Genomic DNA, 24,705 nt, shown 5'->3' on the forward strand with positions numbered 1-24,705 from the left:
TCACTTCACTTCCGCAGAATTTTTGATGGAACCGGCGCACATCTCGCCTTCCTCGACGCCGTCAAGCCAGGCCTGCAGCTGCTTCACGCGCTGCAGGGTCAGCTCGGCCTCGATCTGGCCGACGCACATCGGATAGACCGAGCCGTATTCGGCGGTGGGATCGGCGTGCGCGGCGAGCGGCATCCGAGCCTCCAGCTCGGCGTCGCGGAACGCGAGCCAGCGTTGCTGGGCGAGCTTGAGCTTGGCCAGGAACAGCGGGCTATCGGAATACTTGGCCTGGATCGCCTTCCAGGTCCGGTTGAGGCGGGCGTCGGCGTCCTTGAACTCGTTCGCGGCGCACTGGTTCAGCGCGCCCTGGCTGGGGGCGTCGTAGCAACTGGGGGCGGGCGCCGGCGCAGCCGCCAGGGCCAGCGTCGGCAGCGCCGAGGCCAGCAGCAGAAGCAAAGGCCTGATCATCCGACCGATCCCTCCAGCGAGACTTCCAGCAGCTTCTTGGCTTCCACCGCGAACTCCATCGGCAGTTCGCGGAACACCTGCTTGCAGAAGCCATCGACGATCAGCGACACCGCGTCTTCCTGGCTGATGCCGCGCGCGCGGCAATAGAACAGCTGGTCGTCGCTGATCTTGGAGGTGGTGGCCTCGTGCTCGACGGTGGCGCCCGGGTTCTTCACCTCGATATAGGGGAAGGTATGCGCGCCGCACTGCTTGCCGATCAGCAGCGAATCGCACTGGGTGTAGTTGCGCGCGCCGTCGGCGTTGCGGTCGACCTTGACCAGGCCGCGGTAAGTGTTCTGCCCGCGCCCTGCGCTGATGCCCTTGCTGACGATCTTGCTCTTGGTGCGCTTGCCGATGTGGATCATCTTGGTGCCGGTGTCGGCCTGCTGGCGATGGTGGGTCAGCGCGACCGAGTGGAACTCGCCGACCGAATCGTCGCCGAGCAGCACGCACGAGGGATACTTCCAGGTGATCGCCGAGCCGGTTTCGACCTGGGTCCAGGTGACCTTGCTGCGCGCGCCACGGCATTCGGCACGCTTGGTGACAAAGTTGTAGATGCCGCCACGGCCTTCTTCGTCGCCCGGGTACCAGTTCTGCACGGTCGAATACTTGATCTCGGCATCTTCCAGCGTCACCAGCTCGACCACCGCCGCGTGCAACTGGTTCTCGTCGCGCATCGGCGCGGTGCAGCCTTCCAGGTACGACACATAGGCCTTGTCTTCGCACACGATCAGGGTGCGCTCGAACTGCCCGGTATGGCCGGCGTTGATGCGGAAATAGGTGCTCAGTTCCATCGGGCAACGCACGCCCGCAGGAATGAACACGAAGCTGCCATCGGAGAACACCGCCGAGTTGAGCGCGGCGAAATAGTTGTCGCCGACCGGCACCACACTGCCCAGATACTGTTTGACGATTTCCGGATGTTCCATGATCGCCTCGGACATCGAGCAGAAGATCACGCCCTTTTCGGCCAGTTCCTTGCGGAAGGTGGTGCCGACAGAGACCGAATCGAACACCGCATCCACCGCCACGCCGGCCAGCCGGGCACGCTCGTGCAGCGGCACGCCGAGTTTGTCATAGGTATCGAGCAATTCCTTGGGCACATCGTCCAGCGAGGCGTACTTCGGGCCCTTGGGCGCGGAGTAATAGCTCAACGCCTGGAAATCGATCGGCGAGACCTTCAACTTCGCCCATTCCGGCATCGGCATCTTCAGCCAGTGCCGGTACGCCTCAAGACGCCAGTCGGTCATCCATTGCGGCTCGTCCTTCTTGGCCGACAACGCACGGATGACGTCCTCGTCCAGGCCGGGCGGAAGCGAGTCCGATTCGATCTCGGTGATGAAGCCGGCGTCATAGCGTCGGCCCAGCCGTTCGATAATTTCGGCATTCTGCGGGGGTGCAAGTTCGGTGGCCATCGGGCTGCCTACAGGGTCAGGTGGTCGCGACGCGTGCGGCGATGGAACGCCGACGGCCGTCGCCAGGGAGAGAGAGGGGCTGCAACATCTGTGCGAGCGTGACACGACGCAATGCATCGCCGACCACGTCGTTGATCAGGCGCCAGTTGGAGCGCACGCCGCATGTCTGCGCGATGCCGCACTGGCTGTGGTCCTGGCTGCATTCGGTGATCGCCAGCGGGCCTTCCATCGCCTCGACGATTTCCACCAGCGTGATCTCGCTGGCCGCGCGCGCCAGCCGGTAGCCACCGTGCACGCCGCGCAGCCCTTCGACCAGGCCCGCTTGCGACAGCGGCTTGAGGATCTTGCTCACGGTCGGCGCTTCCAGGCCGGCCTGCTCGGCAAGTTCGCTGGCGCTGAGCACCTGACCGCAGCGCGCTGCCAAGACGGTCAACACGACAGTGGCGTAATCGGTGAGTTTGGTGACGCGCAACATGAGGAAGGCGATAAATCCTAAAGCGGACCGAAATTGTACGCTTTCAGCCGGAGCAGGGCCACCTGCCCGGTTCAGCCGCCGGCAAGCAGTAGCCGTTGCGGTTTCTGGTGCGCTTGTGCTTGGCGCATCGTCGCGCTGCAGTCACAATGAGCGGCCCCATCACTGGACCCCTTCATGTCGCGCAAAGTTGCCGCCCGCAAGTCACGTATCCACGGCAATGGCATGTTCGCCCTCGCCGCGCTCCGCAAAGGCGAGCGCATCATCCAGTACAAGGGGCGCCTGCGCACGCACGCGGAAGTGGATGCCGATGACACCGGCGATGTGGAGAGCGGCCACACCTTCCTGTTCACGCTCAGCGACGACTACGTGCTGGATGCCAATTACGAAGGCAACGTCGCGCGCTGGATCAACCACAGCTGCAATCCCAACTGCGAAGCGGTGATCGAAGAGGCCGAAGGCGAGGACCGCAGCAAGGACAAGATCTTCATCGAGGCCAAGCGCGCGATCAAGGCCGGCGAGGAACTCACCTACAATTACGGCATCACCCTGGCCGAGCGACATACGCCGCGCTTGAAGAAGATCTGGGCGTGCCGCTGCGGGTCGAAGAACTGCACCGGCACGATGCTGCAGCCCAAGCGCTGAGCATCCGCATCCGGCTGCCGCACTGACGCGGCGCACACATCGATTCACTCATGCGCAACAGGTGCATGCCTAGCGTGCGGGCTTCTTTTCAATGAGGAATTCCCGCATGTCGTATTCGCTCTCCGGCAAGACCATCGCAGTGCTGGCCACCGATGGCTTCGAACAATCCGAACTCATTGAGCCCAAGCGCCTGCTGGAATCCTGGGGCGCCAAGGTCGATGTGATTGCGCCCGGCGACGCTGTGCAGATTCGCGCCTGGAACAAGACCGACTGGGGCGATTCGGTGCCGGTGGACCAGCGCCTGGATCAGGCCAAGGTCGACACCTATGATGCGCTGGTGCTGCCCGGCGGCGTGCTCAACCCCGACACCTTGCGCGGCGACGCCAAGGCGATTGCGTTCATCCAGTCCTTTGCCAGTGCCGACAAGCTGGTTGCCGCGATCTGCCACGGCCCGTGGCTGCTGGTGGAAAGCGATCTGGTTCGCGACCGCGATGTGACCTCGTGGTCGTCGGTCAAGACCGATCTGCGCAATGCCGGCGCACGCTGGCAGGATGCGGAGGTGGTTGTCGACGGGGCGCTGATCACCAGTCGCAAGCCCGACGACATCCCAGCCTTCACCGCTGCAGTGGCCAAGGCCCTGGTGGCCTGACCGGTTCGTTGCAATGTTGGAAGTATCAAGACAAAGGCCTGACGCCATGACGCCGGGCCTTTGTATTGACCGAATGGCCGTTCGCGCAGGTTGGCGCAACGGCATGACGGCGCGCTTCGGTCCTGCGTTGCAACTAGCGCGTCAGCCTATTTCCCGGACAATGCAGCGGCCGGCACCAGTTGCTCGATGTTCTGGTTGAAATTCACCGCGACGCGGCCGTCGTGGATACCCACCGACTCCACCTGCACATTCCCCATCACCGCCGCGATGGCCGGATCGATGCGATAGATCGGCTCCTTGCGCGCGTAATCGGCCAGCCAGGCATTGAGCAACTCGCGGGTGCTGTGGTCGAGTTTTGCGCCAGCGTTGGCCGGGCGGAAATCGTCGATGGTGGGTTGATCGAGATAAAAGCCCTGCTTGGCCGTGTCGTAGCGCAGTGCGCTGGTCAAGGTCACATTGCCGACCGGCGCGGGCGCGCCGCCGGCGGTGGCGAGCGCCAGGTCGAATGCCATCTTGAGCCGGTCGCCCGGCGGAAGCGACAGCGCCGGATTGCTGACCGTCATCTCGACCAGGCCGCCCAGCGCATCGTGTGTCTGCGGGAAGCGACCGCCCAGGAATTGCTGCAGGTCGCTGCCCTGTACGCTGATCTGGTGTCCCTGGATCTGCGGCGTCGCCCACGCGCCGGTCGTCGGTATCGCCAGAGCGAGGGCAAGCATGGATCCGGCAAGCGAACGCAGTTTCATCGGGTGACTCCGGCAACAGGTGACATCACCTTAGTCAGTGCCGGTGAACCGTGGGTTAGCGCAATACCGGGTGCAGGGTGGCCGAGTAGATCTCCCAGTCGTCGCTGCCGTTGCGCGGCTGCAGCCGATAGGCGCCGACCAGACGTTGGGTGCCGGTGTCGGTACGCACGATCAGCTGCACCGGCACTTCGATCCGGCGCGAGGGCCGTTCCTGATCCAGTGCGACCGGCGGGTCGTTGTTGATGCGCATCGACTGGATATTGCCGATGCCGCGCAGCGCTGCATCGTCAGGCACCGGCGCAGGGCGACCGCCGCTCCACAGGGCGTCGGCATCGCCACGCGCCGTACCTGGCAACGCCCCCAGGTACCGGCGCACGGTTGCGCTTGCTTTAGCGAAGTTGGCGCGCGCGACGGCATCGTCGGGCCTGGCGTCGCCTGGCGGTGTTGGGCGCGCATTGCCCCCCGAGCCGACGCCCGGCGTTTGCGTCGCCGCGACAACGTGCGAGGACGGTGCCGCGTTGTCGGTTTCTTGGTCTGCGCTGCGATGACAACTGCAACCTGCGATTGCCGCTGCAAGCATGACGATCCCCAACCCTCGCATGGCGCATCTCTCGTCCCCAGATGCACGCAGTGTAGCGATCGCTGCGATGCCGGTCTCAGGTGCCGGCGGCCGGCTGCACACGTTGCAGGCGCTCCAGCAGCAACTGCAGTTTTGGCCGCAAGGCCTCCAGTGCATCGCTTGGCTGCGCGCGCGGGCGGGCGGCCAGGTCTTCCAGCAGCTGCGAGCCGACCGTCAGCGCCGCGCATTCGTCGCTGCTCAGATCGCGTCGCAGGTGCAGCTCCTCGAGCAGCCGCATCCAGTCGGCCCGCGAGCGCTGTTCGAATTCGATGGTGCAGCGATCGCTGCAGGGGCGGCCATCGCTCTCGATGGGCGTGACCGTAATGCGATAGCGTCTTCGGGACATGGAGGGGGGCGTTCCTTGGGCTGCCTCCACCATAGGCGTAGCCGGCAACGGCCTCGATAGCTCAGGCCATGACGCAGTGTTCCAGCATGCTCACTGTGCCGGCTGTGGCACGGGTTTGCGTAGCAACGGCAGCGGATCGTACGCACCGTTGCGCCCGTAGACACCATAGTGCAGATGCGGCGGGGTGCCGCGCGCGTTGCCGGTGGTGCCGACCATGCCAAGCGGTGTGCCGGGCTCGACGATATCGCCAACAGCCAGGCCCGCGGCCCAATCGTCCAGGTGCGCGTAGTAATGGCGTTCCATTGCCGGCCCGAGCACCCAGACCTGTTTGCCGCCCAGGCCTTGATCGCGGATGGCGCTGACCACTCCGCGCGTCGCGGACAGCACCGTTGTGCCACGCGGGGCGAAGATATCCACGCCGGCATGACGTCGGTCGCGGCCGCGCGGTGCGCCGAAGGTGTCGGCAATGCGGCGCGCCTGCACGCCTTGAACCGGGACCAACAACTGCACCGGTGGCGACATGCGCGACAGCTCCCAGCTGGTGCGCAGTTGTTCGGCAACCGGCAACTGCCATGCCCAAGGCGCGGCGACACCCAGGGCGCACAGCAGCGCGATCGACACCAGCAGCCGGCGCACGCGGCGTGCAGGGCTACGGGTTGCCGATGACGGCGGTGTGGATGGGCCAGGAGACGATGGGCCGGTCACATGCACCTGCTGCGTTGCAAATCAGCGTGCAGGGTAGGCAAGCGGCGATGAGCGGCATGTGGGGAGTGCCGCGGGCGGTCCTGCACGCTCAAAAAAAAGACGGCCCGCAGGCCGCCTTCGTGACACCGGAGGCGTGCTCGATTAGAGCGCGGCGTCCTTCAGTTTCTTCAGCAGGCGAGCCTTGACCTTGAAGCTGGCCGGCTTGGCCGCGAAGGTCTGCTCTTCCTTGGTGAACGGGTTGATGCCCTTGCGCTTCGGCTTGGCCGGCACATGGACGCTGGTCAGCTTCAGCATGCCCGGCAGGGTGAACGAACCGGCGCCCTTCTTGCTCAGCGACGAATGTGCGGCCGATTCCAGCGTAGCCAGAACGGCGCGGACGTCCTTCGGAGCCAGCTGGGTGGATTCGGCAATGTGCGCGACCAGGCCGGTCTTGCTCAGCGCTTCCTTGATCGGCTTCGGCGCAGCGGACTTGGCAGCAGCGGCCTTGGCCGGCTTTGCGGTCTTGGTCGCGGCGACCTTTTTCACTGCCTTCTTGGGGGCAGCCTTCTTAGCGGCGGTTTTTGCCATGAGTTATGTGTTCCGTGATCGTTGGTGGTGTTGGGTCTGCCGACCCAGTCGGCAACGCGAAATGTAGGGCAACTGCTGCGCGCCGCCAATAGGGAAACGATGAAACGACGGAAAAAAAGCGTCTTTTGACGGGGATTCGTTCACCGGTGGCAGAAAACCTCGGCGAAAGCGCTGTCGACGCGGCTGCGATGCGCAGGCAGACGCGGTGTCTGACGCATAGCAGCAGATCGTTTGCGCGCAGGCATCTGGGCGTTTTCGCCGCGTGCTGGGCGCCGAGCGTTGGCCAAGGTGTGCTGCCGCCGGTGGCGTTCGCTGCCGCGATCAAGCGTCGCGTGGCCGTGCGGTGCAGGACAGGTTTGCGTCGCCAACTGCTGGCGCACGTTCCTGAGGCCTTGTTCTGATCAGCCAATCCGCTGCGTTCGCGCCGCTGCTGCCGTGGGCGCCGGCAGCGTGCGCCGGATTTTTCCACACCCGACAAGGGCCGGTGCGCTGCGTTGCGTGACGGTTCCACTGCGCAATTGCCGTGGCTGTCCTGCGCGCGACCCGGCCGGCCGCTGCGGAACATTCCTAATCCGGATGATGCCCGGTCACAGGCGGCCTAGTCATTGGCCGCCGAGAGGCTGCGGCCGCGCTCGGTCGCTGCGGCAATCGCCCTGGCGGTGAGCGCTTCGAACTGGCCGGCCTGAAATGTCTCGATTGCCGCCTGCGTGGTGCCGTTGGGCGAAGTCACCCGGCGGCGGAGCAGTGCCGGTGCTTCTCCCGATTCGGTCAGCATGCGCGAGGCGCCGAGCAGGGTCTGCAGCACCAGCGTGCGTGCGGTCTCGGCCGGCAGGCCTTGTGCCTGCGCGGCGGCCTCCATCGCTTCGGCCAGCAGAAAGAGATAGGCCGGCCCACTGCCGGACACCGCGGTCACCGCGTCCATCTGCGCCTCGTCGTCGATCCAGACGGTGACACCGGCGCTCTCCAGCAAGCCGGCCGCCTGCGCGCGTTGCGCCTCGGACACGCGTGGATTGGCGTACAACCCGGTCACGCCGGCGCCGAGCAGGGCGGGCGTATTGGGCATTGCGCGCACCACCGCAAGGTCGCCGCCGGACCAGCGATCCAGCTGCGGAGCGGTGATGCCGGCGGCAATGGACAGCAGCAGCGGCTGCTGCGCCTGCGCAAGATCGGCCAGCTGCGCGCATACCCCTGGCAGCACCTGCGGCTTGACCGCCAGCACCCAGAGGGCTGCGCCGTCCACGGCGCTGCGCGCCTGCTCCACAACATGTACGCCGAAGTCGCGCGACAGCGCATCGCGCAGGTCGGCCACCGGCTCGGCGACGCGGATGCTGGCCGCGGGCACGCCTTGCCGGATCAGCCCGGCAATCAGGCTGCGCGCCATGTTGCCGCCGCCGACGAATGCGGTAAGCGCAGCGGCAGAAGGCGAGGGCGAGGAGGGCAGAGTCATTGCGACACCTTAAGTAAGAGGACACAGCGTGCTGGGCGAGGCTGATCGGGAAAAACGGTCAGGACGCTGCAGTAGCCGACGAGCCGCGTTCGCCGAACAACGCAGTCCCGACCCGCACCATGGTCGCGCCGGCCGCAATCGCTTCGGCAAAATCCGAGCTCATGCCCATCGACAAGGTATCCACCTGCGGGTAGCGGCGCTTGAGCTCTTCGAACAGTGCCTGCATGCGGGTGAACGCCGCCATGCGGCGCGCCTGCTCGGGGAATGGCGCGGGAATCGCCATCAGGCCGCGCAATTGCAGCCGCGGCTGTAGCGCGATGGCCGCGGCCAGCCCGTCGACCGCTTCCGGCGCGCAACCGTGCTTGCTGTCCTCGTCGTCGATATTGACCTGGATCAGCACATTCAACGGGGTGCGATCGGCCGGGCGGTGGTTGACCAGCGGCGCGATCAGCTTGGCGCGGTCCACGGTCTGCACCCAGTCGAACCACTGGCTGGCCAGTTCGGCCTTGTTGGATTGCAGGTGGCCGATCAGATGCCACTCCAGTCCCAGCATCTGCAGTTGGGCGATCTTTGTTTGCGCTTCCTGCACGTAGTTTTCGCCGAATGCGCGCTGGCCCTGCGCCGCCAGCGCGGCAACCGCGTCCGCCGGTCGGGTCTTGGACACCGCCAGCAGGCGCACATCGGTGCGCGCGTGTGGAGTCGCGGCGGCGTGGATGGCATCGAGAATCTGCTGCAGCGACGAAGCCGGCACGTGGCAATCCAGGTGGGAAGGAACGCTATAGTGCCGCCCCCGGCTGCGTCCTTCCAGCCGGGTCGCCGAACCGGGCCGGCCAATGACGCGGCCATGGCCCATGGACGCGCCGGGCCGGCCCACAGCGAGGCGAGCTGGCGGCCGATGCCGGAGCTGCCCAGGCATCGGCCGTGCCCGCGCCGCGGCTCCAGACCAACGCCTTCAGGCCCGCGCGACGATGCCGGCCTGAACCGGCCGCGCGCCGCTTCCCGCCAGCAGCCAGAACGCTATACTGCCGCTTGGGGAGTACCTTCCAATCGCAGCCTAGGGGAAAAGCAGCGCATGGATATCGCTGAACTATTGGCGTTTTCTGTCAAGAACAAGGCATCGGACCTGCATCTGTCGGCCGGCTTGCCGCCGATGATCCGTGTCGATGGCGATGTCCGTCGGATCAATATTCCGGCCCTGGACCACAAGCAGGTACACGCGCTGGTCTACGACATCATGTCGGACAAGCAGCGTCGCGATTACGAGGAATTTCTCGAGGTCGACTTCTCGTTCGAGATTCCGTCGCTGGCGCGCTTCCGCGTCAATGCGTTCAACCAGAACCGCGGCGCCGGTGCGGTGTTCCGTACCATTCCTTCCGAAGTGCTGACGCTGGAAGACCTGGGCTGCCCGCCGATCTTTCGCCAGTTGATCGACCAGCCGCAGGGCTTGATCCTGGTGACCGGCCCGACCGGCTCGGGAAAGTCGACCACGCTCGCCGGCATGATCGACTACATCAACAAGAACGAATACGGCCACATCCTCACTGTCGAGGATCCGATCGAATTCGTGCATACCTCGCAGAAGTGCCTGATCAATCAGCGCGAAGTGCACCGCGATACGCACGGCTTCAACGAGGCACTGCGCTCGGCGCTGCGCGAAGACCCGGACATCATCCTGGTCGGCGAATTGCGCGATCTGGAAACCATCCGCCTGGCGTTGACCGCTGCGGAAACCGGCCACCTGGTGTTCGGCACCCTGCACACCAGCTCGGCCGCCAAGACCATCGACCGCATCATCGACGTGTTCCCGGCCGGCGAAAAGCCGATGGTGCGCTCGATGCTGTCCGAATCTTTGCGTGCGGTGATTTCGCAGGCGCTGCTGAAGAAGGTCGGCGGCGGACGCACCGCGGCCTGGGAAATCATGGTCGGCACCCCGGCCATCCGTAACCTGATCCGCGAGGACAAGGTGGCGCAGATGTATTCCTCGATCCAGACCGGTCAGCAATACGGCATGCAGACGCTCGACCAGCATCTGCAGGACCTGGTCAAGCGCAGCCTGATCACGCGCAACCAGGCCCGCGAGTACGCCAAGGACAAGCGGATATTCGAGTGATTCGGGAATAGGGAATCGGGAATGGGGAATCGCGAAAGCATGCACCCCTGACCGGTCCCGGCTCCCGGCTTTTCCAATTCCCGATTCTCGATTCCCCATTTCCGGCTCCGAAGGAGCACGCCATGAGCACCATCGACTTCACCTCCTTCCTCAAGCTGATGGCGCACCAGAAGGCGTCGGATCTGTTCATCACCTCGGGGATGCCGCCGGCGATCAAGGTGCATGGCAAGATCAGTCCGATCACCCAGACGCCGCTGACCGCGCAACAGAGTCGCGACCTGGTGTTGAACGTGATGACGCCGTCGCAGCGCGAAGAGTTCGAAAAGACCCACGAGTGCAATTTCGCCATCGGCGTGTCCGGGGTTGGGCGCTTTCGCGTGAGCTGCTTCTACCAGCGCAACCAGGTCGGCATGGTGCTGCGCCGGATCGAAACGCGCATTCCCACGGTGGAAGAATTGAGCCTGCCGCCGGTGATCAAGACGTTGGCGATGACCAAGCGCGGCATCATCATCTTTGTCGGCGCCACCGGGACCGGCAAGTCCACCTCGCTGGCGGCGATGATCGGTTACCGCAACCAGAATTCCACCGGGCACATCATCACCATCGAAGACCCGATCGAATTCGTGCACAAGCACGAGGGCTGCATCATCACCCAGCGCGAAGTCGGCATCGATACCGATAGCTGGGAAAACGCGCTGAAAAACACCCTGCGCCAGGCGCCGGACGTGATCATGATCGGCGAGGTGCGCACCCGCGAAGGCATGGAACACGCCGTGGCCTTCGCCGAAACCGGCCATCTGGTGCTGTGCACCCTGCACGCCAACAACGCCAACCAGGCGATGGACCGCATCATCAACTTCTTCCCGGAAGACCGGCGCAACCAGCTGTTGATGGATCTGTCGCTCAATCTCAAGGGCGTGGTCGCGCAGCAGTTGATCCCCACCCCGGATGGCCGCGGCCGTCGCGTGGCGATGGAGATCATGCTGGGTACACCGCTGGTGCAGGATTACATCCGCGACGGCGAGATCCACAAGCTCAAGGAGATCATGAAGGAGTCCACCAACCTGGGCATGCGCACCTTCGACCAGAGCCTGTTCGAGCTGTACCAGGCCGGCGAGATCAGCTACGAAGACGCGCTGCGCTACGCCGACTCGCAGAACGAGGTGCGCTTGCGCATCAAGCTCTCGCAGGGCGGCGACGCCAAGACCCTGGCGCAGGGCCTGGATGGCGTGGAGATCGCCGAGGTTCGCTGAGCGCCTGCAGGCGCGTGGCACGCGGTGACGGATGGCCGGGGGTGCATGCGAACGGGACGGCCTGCGCCGGATTCGTTGCAGCGCCCTGCGTGCCGCTGTGTCCTGCGCGATGCAGCGGTGGACGCCGCTGCGCTCGATGAACGCGCGGCGTCGCAACGCGCGAATGGCGTGATGTTTCAGATGTAACCAGGTGCGCCGATAGTGTCTAATATCCGCACCCCACCGCAGTGCCCAGTCCGTGAGCCTTCCCGATTCCGATCTCCGTCCGGAGCAACAGCCGTTGCCCGACGACGGCACAGTGATGACTTCCGGTCCGTTGACGCCGCCACCGGATTCGGCCGGCACCGCGGCCGACGATCATGCGTTTCACCACTCGGTGGCCGAGGACGTGCAGGGCATGGTGCTGGCGACGCTGGTGGCGTCGCTGGGCCTGGCGATCTTCGCCAAGGGCGGCCTGATGATCGGCGGCATGGCCGGCGTGGCGTTCCTGCTGCATTACGCACTGCACTGGAACTTCGGCCTGGTGTTCGTGCTGGTCAACCTGCCGTTCTATTGGCTGAGCGTGCGCCGCATGGGCTGGGAATTCACCTTGAAGACCTTTGCCGCAGTGGGCGCCTGCGGCGCACTCACCGACCTGCTGCCGCGCTGGGCCGATTACGCGCACATCAGCACGCTGTTTTCGGCGATCGTCGGCGGCGCGCTGGCGGGCCTGGGCATCCTGTTCTTCATCCGCCACCGCGGCAGCCTGGGCGGCATCGGCATCCTGGCGGTGTACCTGCAGCGCGAGCGCGGCTGGAGCGCCGGCAAGGTGCAGATGAGTTTCGATGCGATGCTGATGCTGGTCGCCTTCGGCGTCCTCACCCCGGACAAGGTACTGTACTCGGCGCTGGGTGCGTTGATGCTCAGCCTGGTGCTGATGTTCAATCACCGGCCGCATCGTTACATGGGTGTCTGATTGCCGTCTTGCACCCACGGCGGCGACAACGCCTGGATGCGCGCAAATACCGGGCAATCGGCATGGTGCGCACCGGGCAGGTAGCCCAGGCTCATCAGGAATTCGCCGGTGATTTCGCCGCCGGTGAAGCGGAAGGTCTTCTTGAACAGCTTGACCCAGGCCGCTTTGTCGCGCGGATGCTGTGCGTCCAGCCATTGCGCGAAACTGCCGTGCGAGGCGCGCAGCTGCCGGACGACCTGCGCATTGTGGATAGCCGCCAGCACCTTCAGCCGGTTGCGGATGATGCCGGCGTCGCCGAGCAGCCGTGCAATGTCGCTCTCGCCATAGGCCGCCACCGTGTCCACATCGAAGCCGTCATAGGCGCGCTGGAAGTTGCTGCGCTTGCGCAGGATGGTTTCCCAGCTCAGGCCGGCCTGATTGATCTCCAGCACCAGGCGCTCGAACAGCTCGCGCTCCTCACGCTGTGGAAAGCCGTATTCGTGGTCGTGATAGTGCCCGTGGACCGGGTGGCCCGGGGCGATGCTGCAGTAGCCGCTCATAAGATGCCTGTTGTGGGTGGAGCAGGTGTCGGTGGACCCGTGCACAATGGCAGGGAATCCAATGCCCAACGATAGCGACCGAACAGCGACGCGTGGGTGCACGGATCGACTGCTGTGCCGTAGCAGATCGATCGCGGCACAGCGCAGCCTGCATGTTCGCGCTGCGCAGCCGCCGGCAATCTGAATGGGCCGGCCTTGCCTGCCGGGTGCCATCGGTGGCGTCTGCGAGGTCGCTGTCCATCGGCAGCATCGCCGGTCCGGTGCCGCCCGCATGCAGCAAGTATGGCAGCGGCTCTGCGCGCGGCGAAGCGAACGGCTAGAATGCGGCCATGTCTGTTTTGCCCACGCCTCTGGCCAACCAACTGCTGATCGCGCTTCCGGCGCTGTCCGACCCCACCTTTTCGCGCAGTGTCGCGCTGATCTGCCAGCACGACGAGAACGGCGCCATGGGCGTACTGGTCAACCGGCCCTCCGAATACACACTGGGCGAAGTCCTGTCGCAAATGGGCATCGACACCGTCGACGAGCACCTGCGCGAGCAGGTCGTGCTCAGCGGCGGGCCGGTGCACCCGGAACGCGGTTTCGTCATCCACGACGATGCGCGTGACTGGGATTCCAGCCTGGAAGTGGGGCAGGGCGTCTACCTGACCACCTCGCGCGACATTCTCGAAGCCATGGCGGCTGGCGAAGGCCCGCGCAATGCGCTGGTGGCGCTGGGCTGTGCCGGTTGGGGCGCGGGTCAACTGGAATTCGAACTGGGCGAGAACAGCTGGCTGACCGCGCCGTCGGATGCCAATGTGTTGTTCGCCACCGCGCTGGAAGATCGCTGGCAGACCGCCGCCGGGCGCATCGGTGTGGATCTGTTCCGGCTCACGGACTATTCCGGGCATGCCTGAGGCGGGCGCTTTCCGCCCGGATGGCACGGTGCTGGGCTTCGACGTGGGATCGCGCCGCATCGGCGTGGCCGTCGGCACCGCGCTCGGTGCCGGCGCGCGTGCGGTGGCCGTCATCCATGTACATACCAACGGCCCGGACTGGGTCGCGCTGGATCGTGTGCATAAGCAATGGCGTCCCGACGGTCTGGTGGTCGGCGACCCGCTGACCCTGGACGACAAGGACCAACCCGCACGCAAGCGCGCGCATGCCTTCGCCCGCCAACTGCGCGAGCGCTACGCGCTGCCGGTGGTGCTGATCGACGAGCGCTCCAGTTCGGTCGAAGCCGCGCAGCGTTTCGCGCGCGAGCGCGCCGACGGGCGCAAGCGCCGCCGCGATGCCGAGGCGCTGGACGCGATGGCGGCCGCGGTGATCGTCGAACGCTGGTTGGCCGCGCCCGACCAAGCCACTCTTCTTCCCTGACACTCCCGACCTGCGATGACCACCATGCAACTCGATTCGGACGGACGCCTGCGCCACCTGCTCACCCTGGAAGGACTGCCGCGCGCCACGCTGCTGCAGCTGCTCGATCGTGCCGGCCAGATCCGCGACGCGGCGGTGGGGCGCGTGGGCAAGCGCAGCGTGCTTGCCGGCACGGCGGTGTGCACGCTGTTCTTCGAACCGTCCACGCGCACGCGCAGCTCGTTTCATCTGGCTGCACAGCGACTCGGCGCGGACGTGCTCAATTTCGATGCCTCCACCTCGTCCACCCGCAAGGGCGAAACTGCGCGCGACACGTTGAAAAATCTCGAGGCGATGGGCGTACGCGGCTTTGTGGTGCGCCATCCCGACGATGGTGCGGTGGAAGCGCTGGCCGCGGCTGCAGGCGAGGGCACCGCCTTGATCAACGCCGGTGACGGACGCAGCGCGCATCCCACCCAGGGCCTGCTCGACATGCTCACCCTGCGCCAGGCCAAGGGCACCGATTTTTCCAAGCTCAAGGTGGTGATTGTCGGTGACGTGAAGCATTCGCGCGTTGCGCGCTCGGACCTGCATGCACTGCGCACGCTGGGCGCCGGCGAGATCCGCGTCTGCGGCCCGGCCAGCCTGCTGCCCGACGACGACATGCTGAATGGCTGCGTGGTCGGCCAGGACTTCGACGCCATGCTGGAAGGGGCCGATGCCTTGATGATGCTGCGCCTGCAGCGCGAGCGCATGGAAGAAGGCCTGGTGCCGTCGCTGGAGCAGTACCACAGCGACTACGGACTCACCCGCGAGCGCCTGGCACGTGCCGGCCGCGACGCCGCCGTGCTGCATCCTGGCCCGATCAACCGTGGCGTGGAAATCACCGACGAAGTCGCCGACGGCGCGCAATCATGCGTGCTGCGCCAGGTCGCCAACGGCGTGGCGGTGCGCATGGCCGTACTGGAAACCCTGCTGGGTTGAGCGAACCCAGCAACGCGGCCGCGCACCCGCAATGCGGTCGCGGTCGCGCCAGGTGCGCGTCTTCGCGCGCACATCCCAACGCCTTGCCATCAGAACCCGCGCGCGGCCTGCTCCTACGATTCCCGATTCCCGATTCCCGATTCCCGATCCAGGCACCACGCCGTAACATCCAGTCGCCTATCGTGACGCCTCCTTTCATCGCAGGAGATCGCAATGGGTATTTCACGTCACGCCACCGCTCACTGGGAAGGCGACCTCAAGACCGGCAAAGGCCAGCTCAGCACGCCGCAAAGCGGCTTGATGGACAAGACCCGCTATGCCTTCAATAGCCGCTTCGGCGACGAGAAGGGCACCAACCCGGAAGAACTGATCGCCGCCGCGCACGCTGGCTGCTTCACCATGGCGCTGTCGGCGCAGCTGAGCGAAGCCGGTTTTCCGCCGACCTCGCTGGATACCCGTGCAGACGTGGATCTGTCGATGGAAGGCGGCCCGCAGCTGTCGCAGATCCGCCTCAAGCTCAAGGCCGTGGTGCCGGGTATCGACGAAGCCAAGTTCCGCGAACTGGCCGACACCGCGAAGAAGAACTGCCCGGTGTCCAAGGCGCTGAGCGCCGTGCCGATCAGTCTGGAAACCGAGTTTTCCAGCCAGGCGTGATCCCACTTGCGTGCGTTGGCGATAACTACCGGCGCACGCAGCTGGCGGCGACCTGAATAGGGCTTTGCGAGGTCGGTTCGGTTCAGGGCGGTTTCACTGGCGCAGGTCGAGCATCGGCAGCGTGTCCTCCCCTGTAGAAGCTGCCGCAATGAAAACTCTTGTGCTTGGTGCTCTGGTGATGGGTGTGGCAGTTGCAGGCAATGCAACGGCGCAGCGCTATGACAGCGGCTACGACGGACGTGGCAGCTATGAGGACGGTCGTTATGAATATGCGCGGGTGGTGCGCGTGGACCCGATCATCGTGACCGATTCGTATGGCGAGCGCAGCAGCGAACGCTGCTACAACCGCCCGGCCGACGGTTACTACACCAGTAACGACGGCTATTACCGCGACGGCGGCAGCTATGGCCAGGCCGGCGTGTCCAATCGTGGTGTGGCCAGCGTGATCGGTGGTATCGCCGGTGCGGTGCTTGGTAGCCAGGTCGGTGGCGGCAATGGCCGTCTGGTCGGCACGGCAGTCGGCACCATGGCCGGCGTCGCGGCAGGTCGCTCGATCTACGAAGCCAATAATCGCAACTACCAGGGCAATGTCAGCGTCTGCGAGCCGGTGTCCTACCGCCGCGAACGCGACCGTGTCGACGGCTACGACGTGACGTACGAATACGCGGGCCGCACCTATCATACGCGTAGCGACTACAACCCGGGCGACCGTATCCGGGTACGCGTGGACGTGCGTCCCGACTGACCGGTGCGGTGTCGTGTGCCGCGGTCAGGCGATCGATATCGGCCCATTGAATGACGAAAACGCTGCGGGTGATCGCAGCGTTTTTTGTTCCGACGCACGCGCTTTTCAGCCTGCCGGATCAGGCGCGATCACGCCCAATCCAGCGTGCCGCGGATCACCGTCTGCACCTGGCCGCCAGACCACACATCGCCATTGGCGTCGATGCGCAATTCCAGCAAGGCGTCAAAGCCGATCTCGCGGCCCTGGCTGACCACGTAGCGACGTTCCTTGCCCGGCAATGCCTGGCGGCTGTCCAGCCAGGCGGCGAGCACCGCATTGGCCGCGCCGGAGGCGGCATCTTCGAAGCGCCGGCCATTGCCGACGAAGGCGCGCACCGCCAGATCGTAGGCGCCGGGCGCTGCGGCGCGCGCATAGGCGAACACGCCCATGCTGCCGGTGGATTCGGCCAGCGCGGCGATCGCGTCCCAGTCCGGCTGCAGGCCGCGCAGCGCCGCTTCGCTTGCCAGCTCCATCACCCACCAGGTGCGGCCGCCGTCCATCAAGGCGGGCGGCAAGCTGCCGAGTGGCCAGCCGCGCACCGCATCGCGCAGGCGCGGGTCGTCGGCCTCCACCTGCTCGGCCGCGCGCGCGCGCGGGGTGCGGATGGCGATGCTGCGGTGGCCTGCGGTCTGCTCCACGCGCAGCGGCAGCTGGCCGGCGATACCGTCCTGGATCAACACGCCGTCGTCGGGTGCGGCCAGGCCGGCTTCCAGTACCGCGTGTGCGGTGCCGACGCTGGGGTGGCCGGCAAACGGCACTTCCTTTTGCGGCGAAAACATCCGCAGCCGATAGCTGCAGTGCGCATCCGGCGCCGCAAACACGAAGGTGGTTTCCGGCAGCTTGGTCCAGCGTGCGATGGCCTGCATCGCCGCATCGTCCAGGCCTTCGGCATCGAGCACCACCGCCAGCGGGTTGCCGCTGCCGGGGCGGGCGGAGAACACATCCAGTTGCAGGAAACGGCGGGTGGTCATGGCGGCGGCTCCGCGAACAGGGCGCGGCAGCTTACCAATCGATACGGCCTTCGATCACTTGCCTGGTCGTTCCGCCGATCCAGACTTCGCCTTCGTGATCCACCTCCACGTGCACACGGCCGTCGCGGCCGACCTCGCGGCCCTGGCTGGCGACGTAGCGCAACGCCTCGCCCGGCACGCGGCCTTCGCCGTGCAGGCGCGCGGCAATGCAGGCGTTGGCACTGCCGGTGACCGGATCTTCCGGGATGCCGTCGCCGGGGCAGAAGGCGCGCACCACCAGGTCCGCGTCGCTACTGGCCTGCGGCGCGTAGATGGCCAGGCCGGTGGCCGCGCTGGCCTGGGTCAGGCGGCTGATCGCAGCCAGATCGGGCGCCGCCTGGCGTACCGCCTGCGCGTCGGCCAGTTCCAGCAGCCACCAACCGGGGCCGTTGTTCCATAGTGCGGCCGGGCGTGCGGCCAGGCGCAGGCCAGCGCAGGCATCGTGCAACGCCGCAGCATGCGTCTGACCGGTCTCGATCGCGCGCGCATGCGGTGCCCGCAGCCGCACCAGCGAGGCGCCATGTCGGTCGAGCACCTGCACCGGCAATACGCCCGCCGCGCATTGCTGGCGCATCCGGCCGTCCGGCTTGAACGCAACCAGCCCGTGCGTCGCCGCCGCCCACGCAGCGCCGACGCTGGGATGGCCTGCAAACGGCAGCTCGGCGCGTGGCGTGAAGATACGGATGTGGTAGTCCGCATCGGGTGCGCTGACCGGCAGGAAAAAGATCGTCTCCGACAGGTTCAGCCAGGCGGCAATCTGCTGCATCTGCTCCGACGACAACGTCTGCGCGTTGAGGACCACGCCCAGCGGATTGCCGCGGCCATGCTGGCCGCCGAACACATCCAGTTGCAGGTAGCGGTGCTTGCTCATGGGGCATGGATCTCGGTCGATGGAAGGCGCGTCGATGGTTGCAGCGCAAACCGTTGCGGTGATGGCAGTGGCCGCCGGCAGGCTGCGACCGCACACGGGGTCATGCAGGCGACATTGGCAGTAGAATCGGAGGTTCCGCCCGGCGTACCGGGCGTCTTCCCCCTCATCCTAAACGCCTATCTCAATGTCAGCTCCCCACTCTACCGATCGTTGGATCGTCCTCAAGTTCGGCGGCACCTCGGTGTCGCGTCGTCATCGCTGGGACACGATTGGAAAACTGGCGAGCAAACGGGCCAACGAGACCGGCGGCCGCGTGCTGGTGGTGGTGTCCGCGCTGTCGGGCGTGACCAACGAACTCACCGCGATCGCCGATGGCGCTGCCGACAGCGCGCAGCGCGTTGCGGCGCTGGAGCAGCGTCATCGCCAGTTCCTGGCCGAGCTGGAACTGGATGCCGATGCGGTGCTGGGCGAGCGCCTGGCCGCCCTGCATGCATTGATCGGCGATACGCGCGCGGCAACGCGCACGCTGGACTGGCAGGCCGAGGTGCTGGGGCAGGGCGAATTGCTGTCTTCCACCATCGGTGCGGCGTATCTGCATGCCAGCGGCCTGGACATGGGCTGGCTGGATGCGCGCCAGTGGCTGTCGGCGCTGCCGCCGCAGCCCAATCAGAGCGAGTGGTCCAAGCGCTTGTCGGTGTCCTGCCAGTGGCAGTCCGATGCCGACTGGCGCGCGCGTTTCGATACGCAGCCCACGCGCCTGTTGATCACCCAGGGCTTCATTTCGCGGCACGCCGATGGCGGCACCGCGATCCTGGGGCGTGGCGGTTCGGATACCTCGGCGGCGTATTTCGGTGCGCTGCTCGGCGCCAGCCGGGTGGAAATCTGGACCGATGTGCCCGGCATGTTCAGCGCCAATCCCAAGGAGGTACCGGACGCACGGCTGCTGACCCGCCTGGACTATTACGAGGCGCAGGAAATCGCCACCACCGGTGCCAAGGTGCTGCATCCGCGCTCGATCAAGCCATGCCGCGATTCCGGCGTGCCGATGGCGATCCTGGATACCGAGCGCCCCGATCTGCCGGGCACCAGCATCGACGGCAATGCCGAGCCGGTGCCGGGCGTCAAGGCAATCAGCCGGCGCAACGGCATCGTGCTGGTATCGATGGAAGGCATCGGCATGTGGCAGCAGGTGGGCTTCCTGGCCGATGTGTTTACCCTGTTCAAGAAGCATGGCCTGTCGGTGGACCTGATCGGTTCGGCCGAGACTAATGTCACCGTGTCGCTGGACCCGTCCGAGAACCTGGTCAACACCGATGTGCTGGCGGCGTTGTCGGCCGATCTGTCGCAGATCTGCAAGGTCAAGATCATCGTGCCGTGTGCGGCGATCACCCTGGTGGGGCGCGGCATGCGCTCGCTGCTGCACAAGCTCTCCGACGTGTGGGCCACGTTCGGGCAGGAACGCGTGCACATGATCTCGCAGTCGTCCAACGACCTGAATCTGACCTTCGTCATCGACGAAGCCGATGCCGATGGCCTGCTGCCGATCCTGCATGCAGAACTGATCGACAGCGGTGCGATGCCGGTGAGCGAGGGCGAGGTGTTCGGGCCGCGCTGGCGGCAGATCATCGGCTCGGTGCGCCCGCGGCCCACGCCGTGGTGGCACGCCGAGCGCACCCATCTGCTGACACTGTCCAAGGCCGGTACGCCGCGTTACGTCTATCACCTGCCCACGGTGCGTGCGCGTGCGCAGGCGCTGGCGCAGATCGCGGCGGTGGATCAGCGCTATTACGCGATCAAGGCCAATGCGCATCCGGCGATCCTGATGGCGCTGGAACAGGCCGGTTTTGGCCTGGAATGCGTCTCGCACGGCGAGCTGCGCCGCGTGTTCGATACCTTGCCCGAGCTGTCGCCGCGGCGCGTGCTGTTCACCCCGAGTTTTGCGCCCAGGGCCGAGTACGAAGCGGGATTTGCGCTGGGCGTGACCGTCACCGTGGACAACGTCGAAGCATTGCGGCGCTGGCCAGAGGTGTTCCGCGGCCGCAACGTGTGGCTGCGCATCGACCTGGGGCATGGCGACGGGCATCACGAGAAGGTCAACACCGGCGGCAAGGCGTCCAAGTTCGGCTTGTCGTCCACGCGCGTGGACGAGTTCGTGGACGTGGCGCGCACGCTGGAGGTCACCATCACCGGCGTGCATGCGCACCTGGGCAGCGGCGTGGAGACCGGCGAACACTGGCGGATGATGTACGACGAACTGGCAGGCTTCGCGCGCCGCATCGGCACGGTGGAGACCATCGATATCGGTGGCGGCCTGCCGATTCCCTACAGTGCCGAGGACGAGCCGTTCGATCTGGAGCTGTGGGCCAAGGGCCTGGCCGAGGTCAAGGCGGTGCATCCGGGCTATCGACTGGCAATCGAGCCGGGCCGTTACCTGGTGGCCGAAGCCGGCGTGCTGCTGGCGCAGGTGACCCAGGTGATCGAGAAGGACGGCGTGCAGCGCGTAGGCCTGGATGCGGGCATGAACACGCTGATCCGGCCCGCGTTGTACGACGCCTGGCACGACATCGAAAATCTCAGCCAGCTCGGCGCGCCGGCCGATGGCAGCTTCGATATCGTCGGGCCGATCTGCGAATCGTCCGACGTGTTCGGCAAGCGCCGTCGTCTGCCTGCCGCCACCGCGCCGGGCGATGTGATGCTGCTGGCCGATGCCGGTGCCTACGGTTACTCGATGGCCAGCACTTACAACCAGCGCGAATTGCCGCGCGAAGAGGTGATCGATGCGCCCGCAGGCTGAGTTCATTGCACTCAGTATGCTGGCCGGTGGTGCTGCGATCGTGTTCGCCACCGCGCTGCAGCAACTGAGCCTGGGCATGCCGTGGAGCGACACCTTCAAATGGCTGCTGCCCGCACTGGTCGCTGCCGGTATCGGCGCATGGTTGGCCGGGCGTTGGCAACGTGGGCGCGATGCGCGGGGTCCGTCGCGTCGCAGTGGCGGGATGGCGGTGCGCACGGTGCTGTTGAGCGCGCTGAGTTATGTGCCGGTGGTGGCGCTGTATCTCGCCGTCGCCTTTGCGGTGTCCGGCGATACCACGGCTGCACGTCTGGATGTGCTGTTGCTGGCGGTGCTGTTCGGTTGCCTGCCGCTGCTGTGGGCTGCGGTGCCGTTTTCCATGATTGAATATGTCCTGTGCCGGCGTTATCTGCGTCGCGTACGTGTTCCTGCAGGTAGTCCATGAGCGCTTTCGACAAACACCAGATCTCCACCTTCCGTTTCGTGCGTTGCGCACTGGACGCGCACACCGGCGTGGCGACGCTGGTGTATGCCTTCGATCAAGGGCCGGAGCTGGTCGAGACCGTCGCGGTGCCGGGCGCACCGTTCGCGCTGGACGGCGCGCAGGCCGCTGCCGTGCAACAGGCCTTGCAGTTGCTGCATCTCATCGCGGGCGTGAGTTACTACAAGGCCGCAGTGCCGCCGACCATCGCCATCGACAGCTACAGCATCGATGCCGATACCGCTGCGCTGGTGGAAAACGTCTACCTGCACGGCCTGGGCGAGTTCGCCTATCGCAATGGCTTGAACCTGCACGGCAAGATCCACTTCCCGGTGGCTGCACCGGCTGCTGGCGCTGCGCCCGCGCTGGGCCTGCGCGAGCACGCCTTGGTTGCGATCGGTGGCGGCAAGGATTCGCTGGTCAGTATCGAAGCGCTGCGGCATGCCGGCATCGACCAGACCGTCAGCTGGATCGGCGGCTCGCAGCTGATCCGGGCCTGCGCCGAGCGCACCGGTTTGCCGGTGCTCAATATCGGCCGCGTGCTGGCGCCGGAATTGTTCGAGCTCAATCGCCAGGGCGCCTGGAACGGGCATATCCCGGTCACTGCGGTGAACTCGGCCATCCTGGTGTTGTCGGCCTTGCTCAATGGTGTGGACCAGGTAGTGTTTTCCAACGAGCGTTCGGCCAGTTACGGCAGCCAGATTCCCGGCACCGGCGAGGTCAATCACCAGTGGTCCAAGGGCTGGGCGTTCGAGCAGGCGTTCGGCGATTACGTGCAGCGGCATGTGGCGGGCGACCTGCGGTACTACTCGTTGCTGCGGCCATTGTCGGAGCTGGCGGTGGCGCGCCAGTTCGCCAAGACCGATCACTACGACGCGCATTTTTCCAGCTGCAACCGCAACTTCCACATCATGGGCGAGCGCCCGGTGCATCGCTGGTGTGGCGTGTGCCCGAAGTGCCATTTCGTGTTCCTGGCATTGGCGCCGTTCATGCCCAAGACGCGGCTGGTCAAGATCTTCGGGCGCAATCTGCTCGACGATGCAACCCAGGCCGGCGGCTACGATGCGCTGCTGGAATTCCAGGACCACAAGCCGTTCGAATGCGTCGGCGAAGGCCGCGAATCGCGCGCGGCGATGGCGGTGCTGGCCGGCCGTGCCGAATGGAAGGAAGACGCGCTGGTGCTGCGTTTCATCCGCGAGATCCAGCCGCAGCTGGACCAGCAGGCGTTGCAGCTGGTGCCGTTGCTGGCCATCGACGGCGAGCACCGGATTCCGTCGGCGCTGTGGGAGCGCGTGCGTGCGAATTTCGCAGCTTGAGGGCAAGGCGGTCGCGTTATGGGGCTGGGGGCGCGAAGGGCGCGCGGCGTATCGCGCGTTGCGTGCCCGCTTGCCTACCCAATCGCTGACGGTGTTCTGCAACGCCGAGGAAGCACGCGAGCTCGAGACGCTGGCCGATGCTGCATTGCATGTGGAAACCGATGCCAGCGCGCATGCGCTGGGCCGGTTCGAAGTGGTGGTGAAATCGCCCGGCATCAGCCCGTATCGTCCCGAGGCGCACACCGCTGCAACCGAGCACGGCACGCAATTCATCGGCGGCACCGCGCTGTGGTTTGCCGAACAGGCGCAGCCTGACGGCTCTGTGCCCGGCGCCATCTGCGTTACCGGCACCAAGGGCAAAAGCACCACCACCGCGCTGCTGGCGCATCTGTTGCGTGCGGCCGGCCATCGCATCGCCCTGGTCGGCAATATCGGCCAACCCTTGCTGGAAGTGCTGGCGCCGCAACCGCCGCCGAGCTATTGGGCGATCGAGTTGTCCAGCTACCAGACCGGCGAAGTGGGGCGCAGCGGCGCACGTCCGCAATTGGCGCTGGTGTTGAACCTGTTTCCGGAGCATCTGGACTGGCATGGCGACCAGGCGCGCTACGTGCGCGACAAGCTGGCGCTGGTCACCGAAGGCCGTCCGCGGATCGCCTTGCTCAATGCCGCCGATCCGCATCTGACCCAGTTGCAGTTGCCGGACAGCGAGGTGCGCTGGTTCAACCATCCCGATGGCTGGCATCTGCGCGGCGATGTGGTGTATCGCGGCGAGCAGCCGGTGTTCGACACCGCCAACGTGCCGCTGCCCGGCGAACACAATCGGCGCAACCTGTGCGCGGTGCTGGCAGCGCTGGAAGCCCTGGGGCTGGACGCTGCGGCGCTGGCGCCGGCCGCAGCGAGCTTCCGCCCGTTGCCGAACCGCCTGCAGCTGCTCGGCAGCGTGGACGGCATCAGCTACGTCAACGACTCCATCAGCACCACCCCGCACGCCTCACTGGCGGCGCTGGCCTGCTTTGCGCAACGCCGCGTGGCCTTGCTGGTCGGTGGCCACGATCGCGGGCTGGACTGGCAGGATTTTGCCGCGCAGATGGCGCAGCAGGCGCCGCTGGAAATCGTCACCATGGGCGCGAACGGGCCGCGTATCCACGCGTTGCTGGCTCCGCTGGCCGAGCGCGGTCGCTTCGGTCTGCATGCCGCCAACGACCTGGAACGCGCGATGCAGCTGGCGCGCGAGGCGCTGGGCGAGCAGGGCGGCGTGGTGCTGCTGTCGCCGGGCGCGCCCAGCTTCGGCGCGTATAGCGACTATGTCGCGCGCGGCCGCCATTTCGCCCAGCTGGCCGGGTTCGATCCGGCGGCGATCAGCGCGATTCCCGGCTTGGGCGTGCAGTAGCGCTGCATTGCTGTACGCCAGTCGACGGCGGCATTTGCCTGGGTTTTTTCGACGGCCGTGGCAGAACGCTGCCGCGGTCGGTCCGTCGGCGTCCACGCTGACCCGGCCTGCACGGCAGCAGCGTCTACA

27 protein-coding genes are annotated in these 24,705 nt (G+C 66.1%); 14 read left to right on the forward strand and 13 right to left on the reverse strand.

The window, feature by feature from the left end; genetic code table 11:
- The 3 genes from FHT08_RS04645 to FHT08_RS04655 are packed head-to-tail and all read right to left on the reverse strand — an operon-like array spanning position 1 to position 2,385.
- The gene (locus FHT08_RS04645; protein ID WP_166774428.1) at positions 1–456 is read right to left on the reverse strand and encodes a lysozyme inhibitor LprI family protein; all 456 of its coding nucleotides are present in this window, start codon (positions 454–456) and stop codon (positions 1–3) included.
- Positions 453–1,910 carry a Fe-S cluster assembly protein SufB gene (gene sufB / locus FHT08_RS04650; RefSeq protein ID WP_166774429.1) on the reverse strand — a complete coding sequence of 486 codons (1,458 nt, stop codon included), beginning with the start codon at positions 1,908–1,910 and terminating at the stop codon, positions 453–455. The genes FHT08_RS04645 and sufB overlap by 4 nt, the downstream gene beginning before the upstream one ends.
- Positions 1,911–1,926: 16 nt before the next feature.
- Positions 1,927–2,385 carry an SUF system Fe-S cluster assembly regulator gene (locus FHT08_RS04655; protein WP_104535922.1) on the reverse strand — a complete coding sequence of 153 codons (459 nt, stop codon included), beginning with the start codon at positions 2,383–2,385 and terminating at the stop codon, positions 1,927–1,929.
- Positions 2,386–2,559: 174 nt separating this feature from the next.
- Between FHT08_RS04655 and FHT08_RS04660 the strand changes: the two genes are divergently transcribed.
- Entirely contained in the window at positions 2,560–3,027 is a 468-nt protein-coding gene (locus tag FHT08_RS04660) for an SET domain-containing protein-lysine N-methyltransferase (protein WP_104535921.1), read from the forward strand.
- 106 nt (positions 3,028–3,133) lie between these two features.
- Positions 3,134–3,676 carry a type 1 glutamine amidotransferase domain-containing protein gene (locus FHT08_RS04665; RefSeq protein WP_166774430.1) on the forward strand — a complete coding sequence of 181 codons (543 nt, stop codon included), beginning with the start codon at positions 3,134–3,136 and terminating at the stop codon, positions 3,674–3,676.
- 146 nt (positions 3,677–3,822) lie between these two features.
- Here FHT08_RS04665 and FHT08_RS04670 read toward each other — a convergent pair whose 3' ends face one another.
- The 7 genes from FHT08_RS04670 to FHT08_RS04700 all read right to left on the reverse strand — a co-directional run bounded on the left by FHT08_RS04670 (position 3,823) and on the right by FHT08_RS04700 (position 8,854).
- A complete protein-coding gene (locus FHT08_RS04670; protein WP_104535919.1) occupies positions 3,823–4,419 on the reverse strand; it encodes a DUF1439 domain-containing protein in 597 nt (198 codons plus the stop codon).
- A 55-nt stretch (positions 4,420–4,474) separates the two neighbouring features.
- Positions 4,475–4,795, reverse strand: coding sequence for a hypothetical protein (locus FHT08_RS19810; protein ID WP_104535918.1), 321 nt, complete (start codon positions 4,793–4,795; stop codon positions 4,475–4,477).
- Between the two features lie 280 nt (positions 4,796–5,075).
- A complete protein-coding gene (locus FHT08_RS04680; RefSeq protein WP_166774432.1) occupies positions 5,076–5,384 on the reverse strand; it encodes a DUF3861 family protein in 309 nt (102 codons plus the stop codon).
- A gap of 90 nt (positions 5,385–5,474) precedes the next feature.
- Entirely contained in the window at positions 5,475–6,095 is a 621-nt protein-coding gene (locus FHT08_RS04685) for a M23 family metallopeptidase (RefSeq protein ID WP_104535916.1), read from the reverse strand.
- A 135-nt stretch (positions 6,096–6,230) separates the two neighbouring features.
- The gene (locus FHT08_RS04690) at positions 6,231–6,656 is read right to left on the reverse strand and encodes an HU family DNA-binding protein (protein ID WP_026064288.1); all 426 of its coding nucleotides are present in this window, start codon (positions 6,654–6,656) and stop codon (positions 6,231–6,233) included.
- Between the two features lie 598 nt (positions 6,657–7,254).
- Positions 7,255–8,103 carry a pyrroline-5-carboxylate reductase gene (proC, locus tag FHT08_RS04695; RefSeq protein ID WP_047126911.1) on the reverse strand — a complete coding sequence of 283 codons (849 nt, stop codon included), beginning with the start codon at positions 8,101–8,103 and terminating at the stop codon, positions 7,255–7,257.
- A 58-nt stretch (positions 8,104–8,161) separates the two neighbouring features.
- Positions 8,162–8,854, reverse strand: coding sequence for a YggS family pyridoxal phosphate-dependent enzyme (locus tag FHT08_RS04700; protein WP_047126910.1), 693 nt, complete (start codon positions 8,852–8,854; stop codon positions 8,162–8,164).
- Positions 8,855–9,175: 321 nt separating this feature from the next.
- On the opposite strand from FHT08_RS04700, the gene FHT08_RS04705 reads away from it, so the two are divergent.
- The 3 genes from FHT08_RS04705 (at position 9,176) to FHT08_RS04715 (ending at position 12,421) form a co-directional block, all read left to right on the forward strand.
- Complete coding sequence (locus FHT08_RS04705; RefSeq protein WP_003489919.1) at positions 9,176–10,213, forward strand: type IV pilus twitching motility protein PilT; 1,038 nt, start codon at positions 9,176–9,178, stop codon at positions 10,211–10,213.
- Positions 10,214–10,335: 122 nt separating this feature from the next.
- A complete protein-coding gene (locus tag FHT08_RS04710; RefSeq protein ID WP_047126909.1) occupies positions 10,336–11,466 on the forward strand; it encodes a PilT/PilU family type 4a pilus ATPase in 1,131 nt (376 codons plus the stop codon).
- A gap of 280 nt (positions 11,467–11,746) precedes the next feature.
- Positions 11,747–12,421, forward strand: a complete 675-nt coding sequence (locus tag FHT08_RS04715; RefSeq protein ID WP_166774773.1) for a YitT family protein — start codon at positions 11,747–11,749, stop codon at positions 12,419–12,421.
- Here FHT08_RS04715 and FHT08_RS04720 read toward each other — a convergent pair.
- On the reverse strand, positions 12,406–12,960 hold the full coding sequence (locus FHT08_RS04720; RefSeq protein ID WP_104606080.1) for a DNA-3-methyladenine glycosylase I: 555 nt from the start codon (positions 12,958–12,960) through the stop codon (positions 12,406–12,408). The two genes, FHT08_RS04715 and FHT08_RS04720, sit on opposite strands and share 16 nt — an antisense overlap.
- A 329-nt stretch (positions 12,961–13,289) precedes the next feature.
- Here FHT08_RS04720 and FHT08_RS04725 point away from each other — a divergent pair, with 329 nt between their 5' ends.
- The 5 genes from FHT08_RS04725 (at position 13,290) to FHT08_RS04745 (ending at position 16,678) form a co-directional block, all read left to right on the forward strand.
- Entirely contained in the window at positions 13,290–13,856 is a 567-nt protein-coding gene (locus tag FHT08_RS04725; protein WP_047126906.1) for a YqgE/AlgH family protein, read from the forward strand.
- The gene (gene ruvX / locus FHT08_RS04730) at positions 13,849–14,316 is read left to right on the forward strand and encodes a Holliday junction resolvase RuvX (protein ID WP_047126905.1); all 468 of its coding nucleotides are present in this window, start codon (positions 13,849–13,851) and stop codon (positions 14,314–14,316) included. The genes FHT08_RS04725 and ruvX overlap by 8 nt, the downstream gene beginning before the upstream one ends.
- A 15-nt stretch (positions 14,317–14,331) precedes the next feature.
- Positions 14,332–15,279 carry an aspartate carbamoyltransferase catalytic subunit gene (locus tag FHT08_RS04735; RefSeq protein WP_047126904.1) on the forward strand — a complete coding sequence of 316 codons (948 nt, stop codon included), beginning with the start codon at positions 14,332–14,334 and terminating at the stop codon, positions 15,277–15,279.
- Positions 15,280–15,492: 213 nt separating this feature from the next.
- Positions 15,493–15,933: an OsmC family protein gene (locus FHT08_RS04740; protein WP_104606082.1), complete on the forward strand. Its 441-nt coding sequence runs from the start codon at positions 15,493–15,495 to the stop codon at positions 15,931–15,933.
- Positions 15,934–16,081: 148 nt separating this feature from the next.
- Complete coding sequence (locus FHT08_RS04745) at positions 16,082–16,678, forward strand: glycine zipper 2TM domain-containing protein (protein WP_047126902.1); 597 nt, start codon at positions 16,082–16,084, stop codon at positions 16,676–16,678.
- Between the two features lie 128 nt (positions 16,679–16,806).
- Here FHT08_RS04745 and FHT08_RS04750 read toward each other — a convergent pair whose 3' ends face one another.
- Positions 16,807–17,688 carry a PhzF family phenazine biosynthesis protein gene (locus FHT08_RS04750; protein ID WP_166774433.1) on the reverse strand — a complete coding sequence of 294 codons (882 nt, stop codon included), beginning with the start codon at positions 17,686–17,688 and terminating at the stop codon, positions 16,807–16,809.
- A gap of 31 nt (positions 17,689–17,719) precedes the next feature.
- The gene (locus tag FHT08_RS04755; protein WP_047126900.1) at positions 17,720–18,598 is read right to left on the reverse strand and encodes a PhzF family phenazine biosynthesis protein; all 879 of its coding nucleotides are present in this window, start codon (positions 18,596–18,598) and stop codon (positions 17,720–17,722) included.
- A gap of 184 nt (positions 18,599–18,782) precedes the next feature.
- Here FHT08_RS04755 and FHT08_RS04760 point away from each other — a divergent pair, with 184 nt between their 5' ends.
- The 4 genes from FHT08_RS04760 to murD are packed head-to-tail and all read left to right on the forward strand — an operon-like array spanning position 18,783 to position 24,576.
- A complete protein-coding gene (locus FHT08_RS04760) occupies positions 18,783–21,392 on the forward strand; it encodes a bifunctional aspartate kinase/diaminopimelate decarboxylase (protein WP_104535914.1) in 2,610 nt (869 codons plus the stop codon).
- The gene (locus tag FHT08_RS04765) at positions 21,376–21,834 is read left to right on the forward strand and encodes a hypothetical protein (RefSeq protein ID WP_104535913.1); all 459 of its coding nucleotides are present in this window, start codon (positions 21,376–21,378) and stop codon (positions 21,832–21,834) included. The genes FHT08_RS04760 and FHT08_RS04765 overlap by 17 nt, the downstream gene beginning before the upstream one ends.
- Complete coding sequence (gene murL / locus FHT08_RS04770; RefSeq protein WP_166774434.1) at positions 21,831–23,186, forward strand: UDP-N-acetyl-alpha-D-muramoyl-L-alanyl-L-glutamate epimerase; 1,356 nt, start codon at positions 21,831–21,833, stop codon at positions 23,184–23,186. The genes FHT08_RS04765 and murL overlap by 4 nt, the downstream gene beginning before the upstream one ends.
- On the forward strand, positions 23,167–24,576 hold the full coding sequence (murD, locus tag FHT08_RS04775; protein WP_166774435.1) for a UDP-N-acetylmuramoyl-L-alanine--D-glutamate ligase: 1,410 nt from the start codon (positions 23,167–23,169) through the stop codon (positions 24,574–24,576). Before murL ends, murD begins: the two co-directional genes overlap by 20 nt.
- The last annotated feature ends 129 nt before the right edge of the window (positions 24,577–24,705 follow it).

This window comes from Xanthomonas sp. CFBP 8151 (assembly GCF_011761885.1).
GTDB classification, from domain to species: Bacteria; Pseudomonadota; Gammaproteobacteria; order Xanthomonadales; family Xanthomonadaceae; genus Xanthomonas; species Xanthomonas arboricola_B.

Excerpts from the sequence above, each read along its gene's own strand:
- FHT08_RS04735 (WP_047126904.1), top strand. The coding sequence starts at position 14,332 with ATGACCACCATGCAACTCGATTCGGACGGACGCCTGCGCCACCTGCTC.
- FHT08_RS04725 (WP_047126906.1), top strand. The coding sequence starts at position 13,290 with ATGTCTGTTTTGCCCACGCCTCTGGCCAACCAACTGCTGATCGCGCTT.
- FHT08_RS04655 (WP_104535922.1), bottom strand. The coding sequence starts at position 2,385 with ATGTTGCGCGTCACCAAACTCACCGATTACGCCACTGTCGTGTTGACC.
- ruvX (WP_047126905.1), top strand. The coding sequence starts at position 13,849 with ATGCCTGAGGCGGGCGCTTTCCGCCCGGATGGCACGGTGCTGGGCTTC.
- FHT08_RS04690 (WP_026064288.1), bottom strand. The coding sequence starts at position 6,656 with ATGGCAAAAACCGCCGCTAAGAAGGCTGCCCCCAAGAAGGCAGTGAAA.
- FHT08_RS04645 (WP_166774428.1), bottom strand. The coding sequence starts at position 456 with ATGATCAGGCCTTTGCTTCTGCTGCTGGCCTCGGCGCTGCCGACGCTG.
- FHT08_RS04710 (WP_047126909.1), top strand. The coding sequence starts at position 10,336 with ATGAGCACCATCGACTTCACCTCCTTCCTCAAGCTGATGGCGCACCAG.
- FHT08_RS04745 (WP_047126902.1), top strand. The coding sequence starts at position 16,082 with ATGAAAACTCTTGTGCTTGGTGCTCTGGTGATGGGTGTGGCAGTTGCA.
- FHT08_RS04665 (WP_166774430.1), top strand. The coding sequence starts at position 3,134 with ATGTCGTATTCGCTCTCCGGCAAGACCATCGCAGTGCTGGCCACCGAT.
- FHT08_RS04720 (WP_104606080.1), bottom strand. The coding sequence starts at position 12,960 with ATGAGCGGCTACTGCAGCATCGCCCCGGGCCACCCGGTCCACGGGCAC.
- FHT08_RS04680 (WP_166774432.1), bottom strand. The coding sequence starts at position 5,384 with ATGTCCCGAAGACGCTATCGCATTACGGTCACGCCCATCGAGAGCGAT.
- proC (WP_047126911.1), bottom strand. The coding sequence starts at position 8,103 with ATGACTCTGCCCTCCTCGCCCTCGCCTTCTGCCGCTGCGCTTACCGCA.
- FHT08_RS04760 (WP_104535914.1), top strand. The coding sequence starts at position 18,783 with ATGTCAGCTCCCCACTCTACCGATCGTTGGATCGTCCTCAAGTTCGGC.
- FHT08_RS04705 (WP_003489919.1), top strand. The coding sequence starts at position 9,176 with ATGGATATCGCTGAACTATTGGCGTTTTCTGTCAAGAACAAGGCATCG.
- sufB (WP_166774429.1), bottom strand. The coding sequence starts at position 1,910 with ATGGCCACCGAACTTGCACCCCCGCAGAATGCCGAAATTATCGAACGG.
- FHT08_RS04755 (WP_047126900.1), bottom strand. The coding sequence starts at position 18,598 with ATGAGCAAGCACCGCTACCTGCAACTGGATGTGTTCGGCGGCCAGCAT.
- FHT08_RS04740 (WP_104606082.1), top strand. The coding sequence starts at position 15,493 with ATGGGTATTTCACGTCACGCCACCGCTCACTGGGAAGGCGACCTCAAG.
- FHT08_RS04750 (WP_166774433.1), bottom strand. The coding sequence starts at position 17,688 with ATGACCACCCGCCGTTTCCTGCAACTGGATGTGTTCTCCGCCCGCCCC.
- murL (WP_166774434.1), top strand. The coding sequence starts at position 21,831 with ATGAGCGCTTTCGACAAACACCAGATCTCCACCTTCCGTTTCGTGCGT.
- FHT08_RS04765 (WP_104535913.1), top strand. The coding sequence starts at position 21,376 with ATGCGCCCGCAGGCTGAGTTCATTGCACTCAGTATGCTGGCCGGTGGT.
- FHT08_RS04660 (WP_104535921.1), top strand. The coding sequence starts at position 2,560 with ATGTCGCGCAAAGTTGCCGCCCGCAAGTCACGTATCCACGGCAATGGC.
- FHT08_RS04670 (WP_104535919.1), bottom strand. The coding sequence starts at position 4,419 with ATGAAACTGCGTTCGCTTGCCGGATCCATGCTTGCCCTCGCTCTGGCG.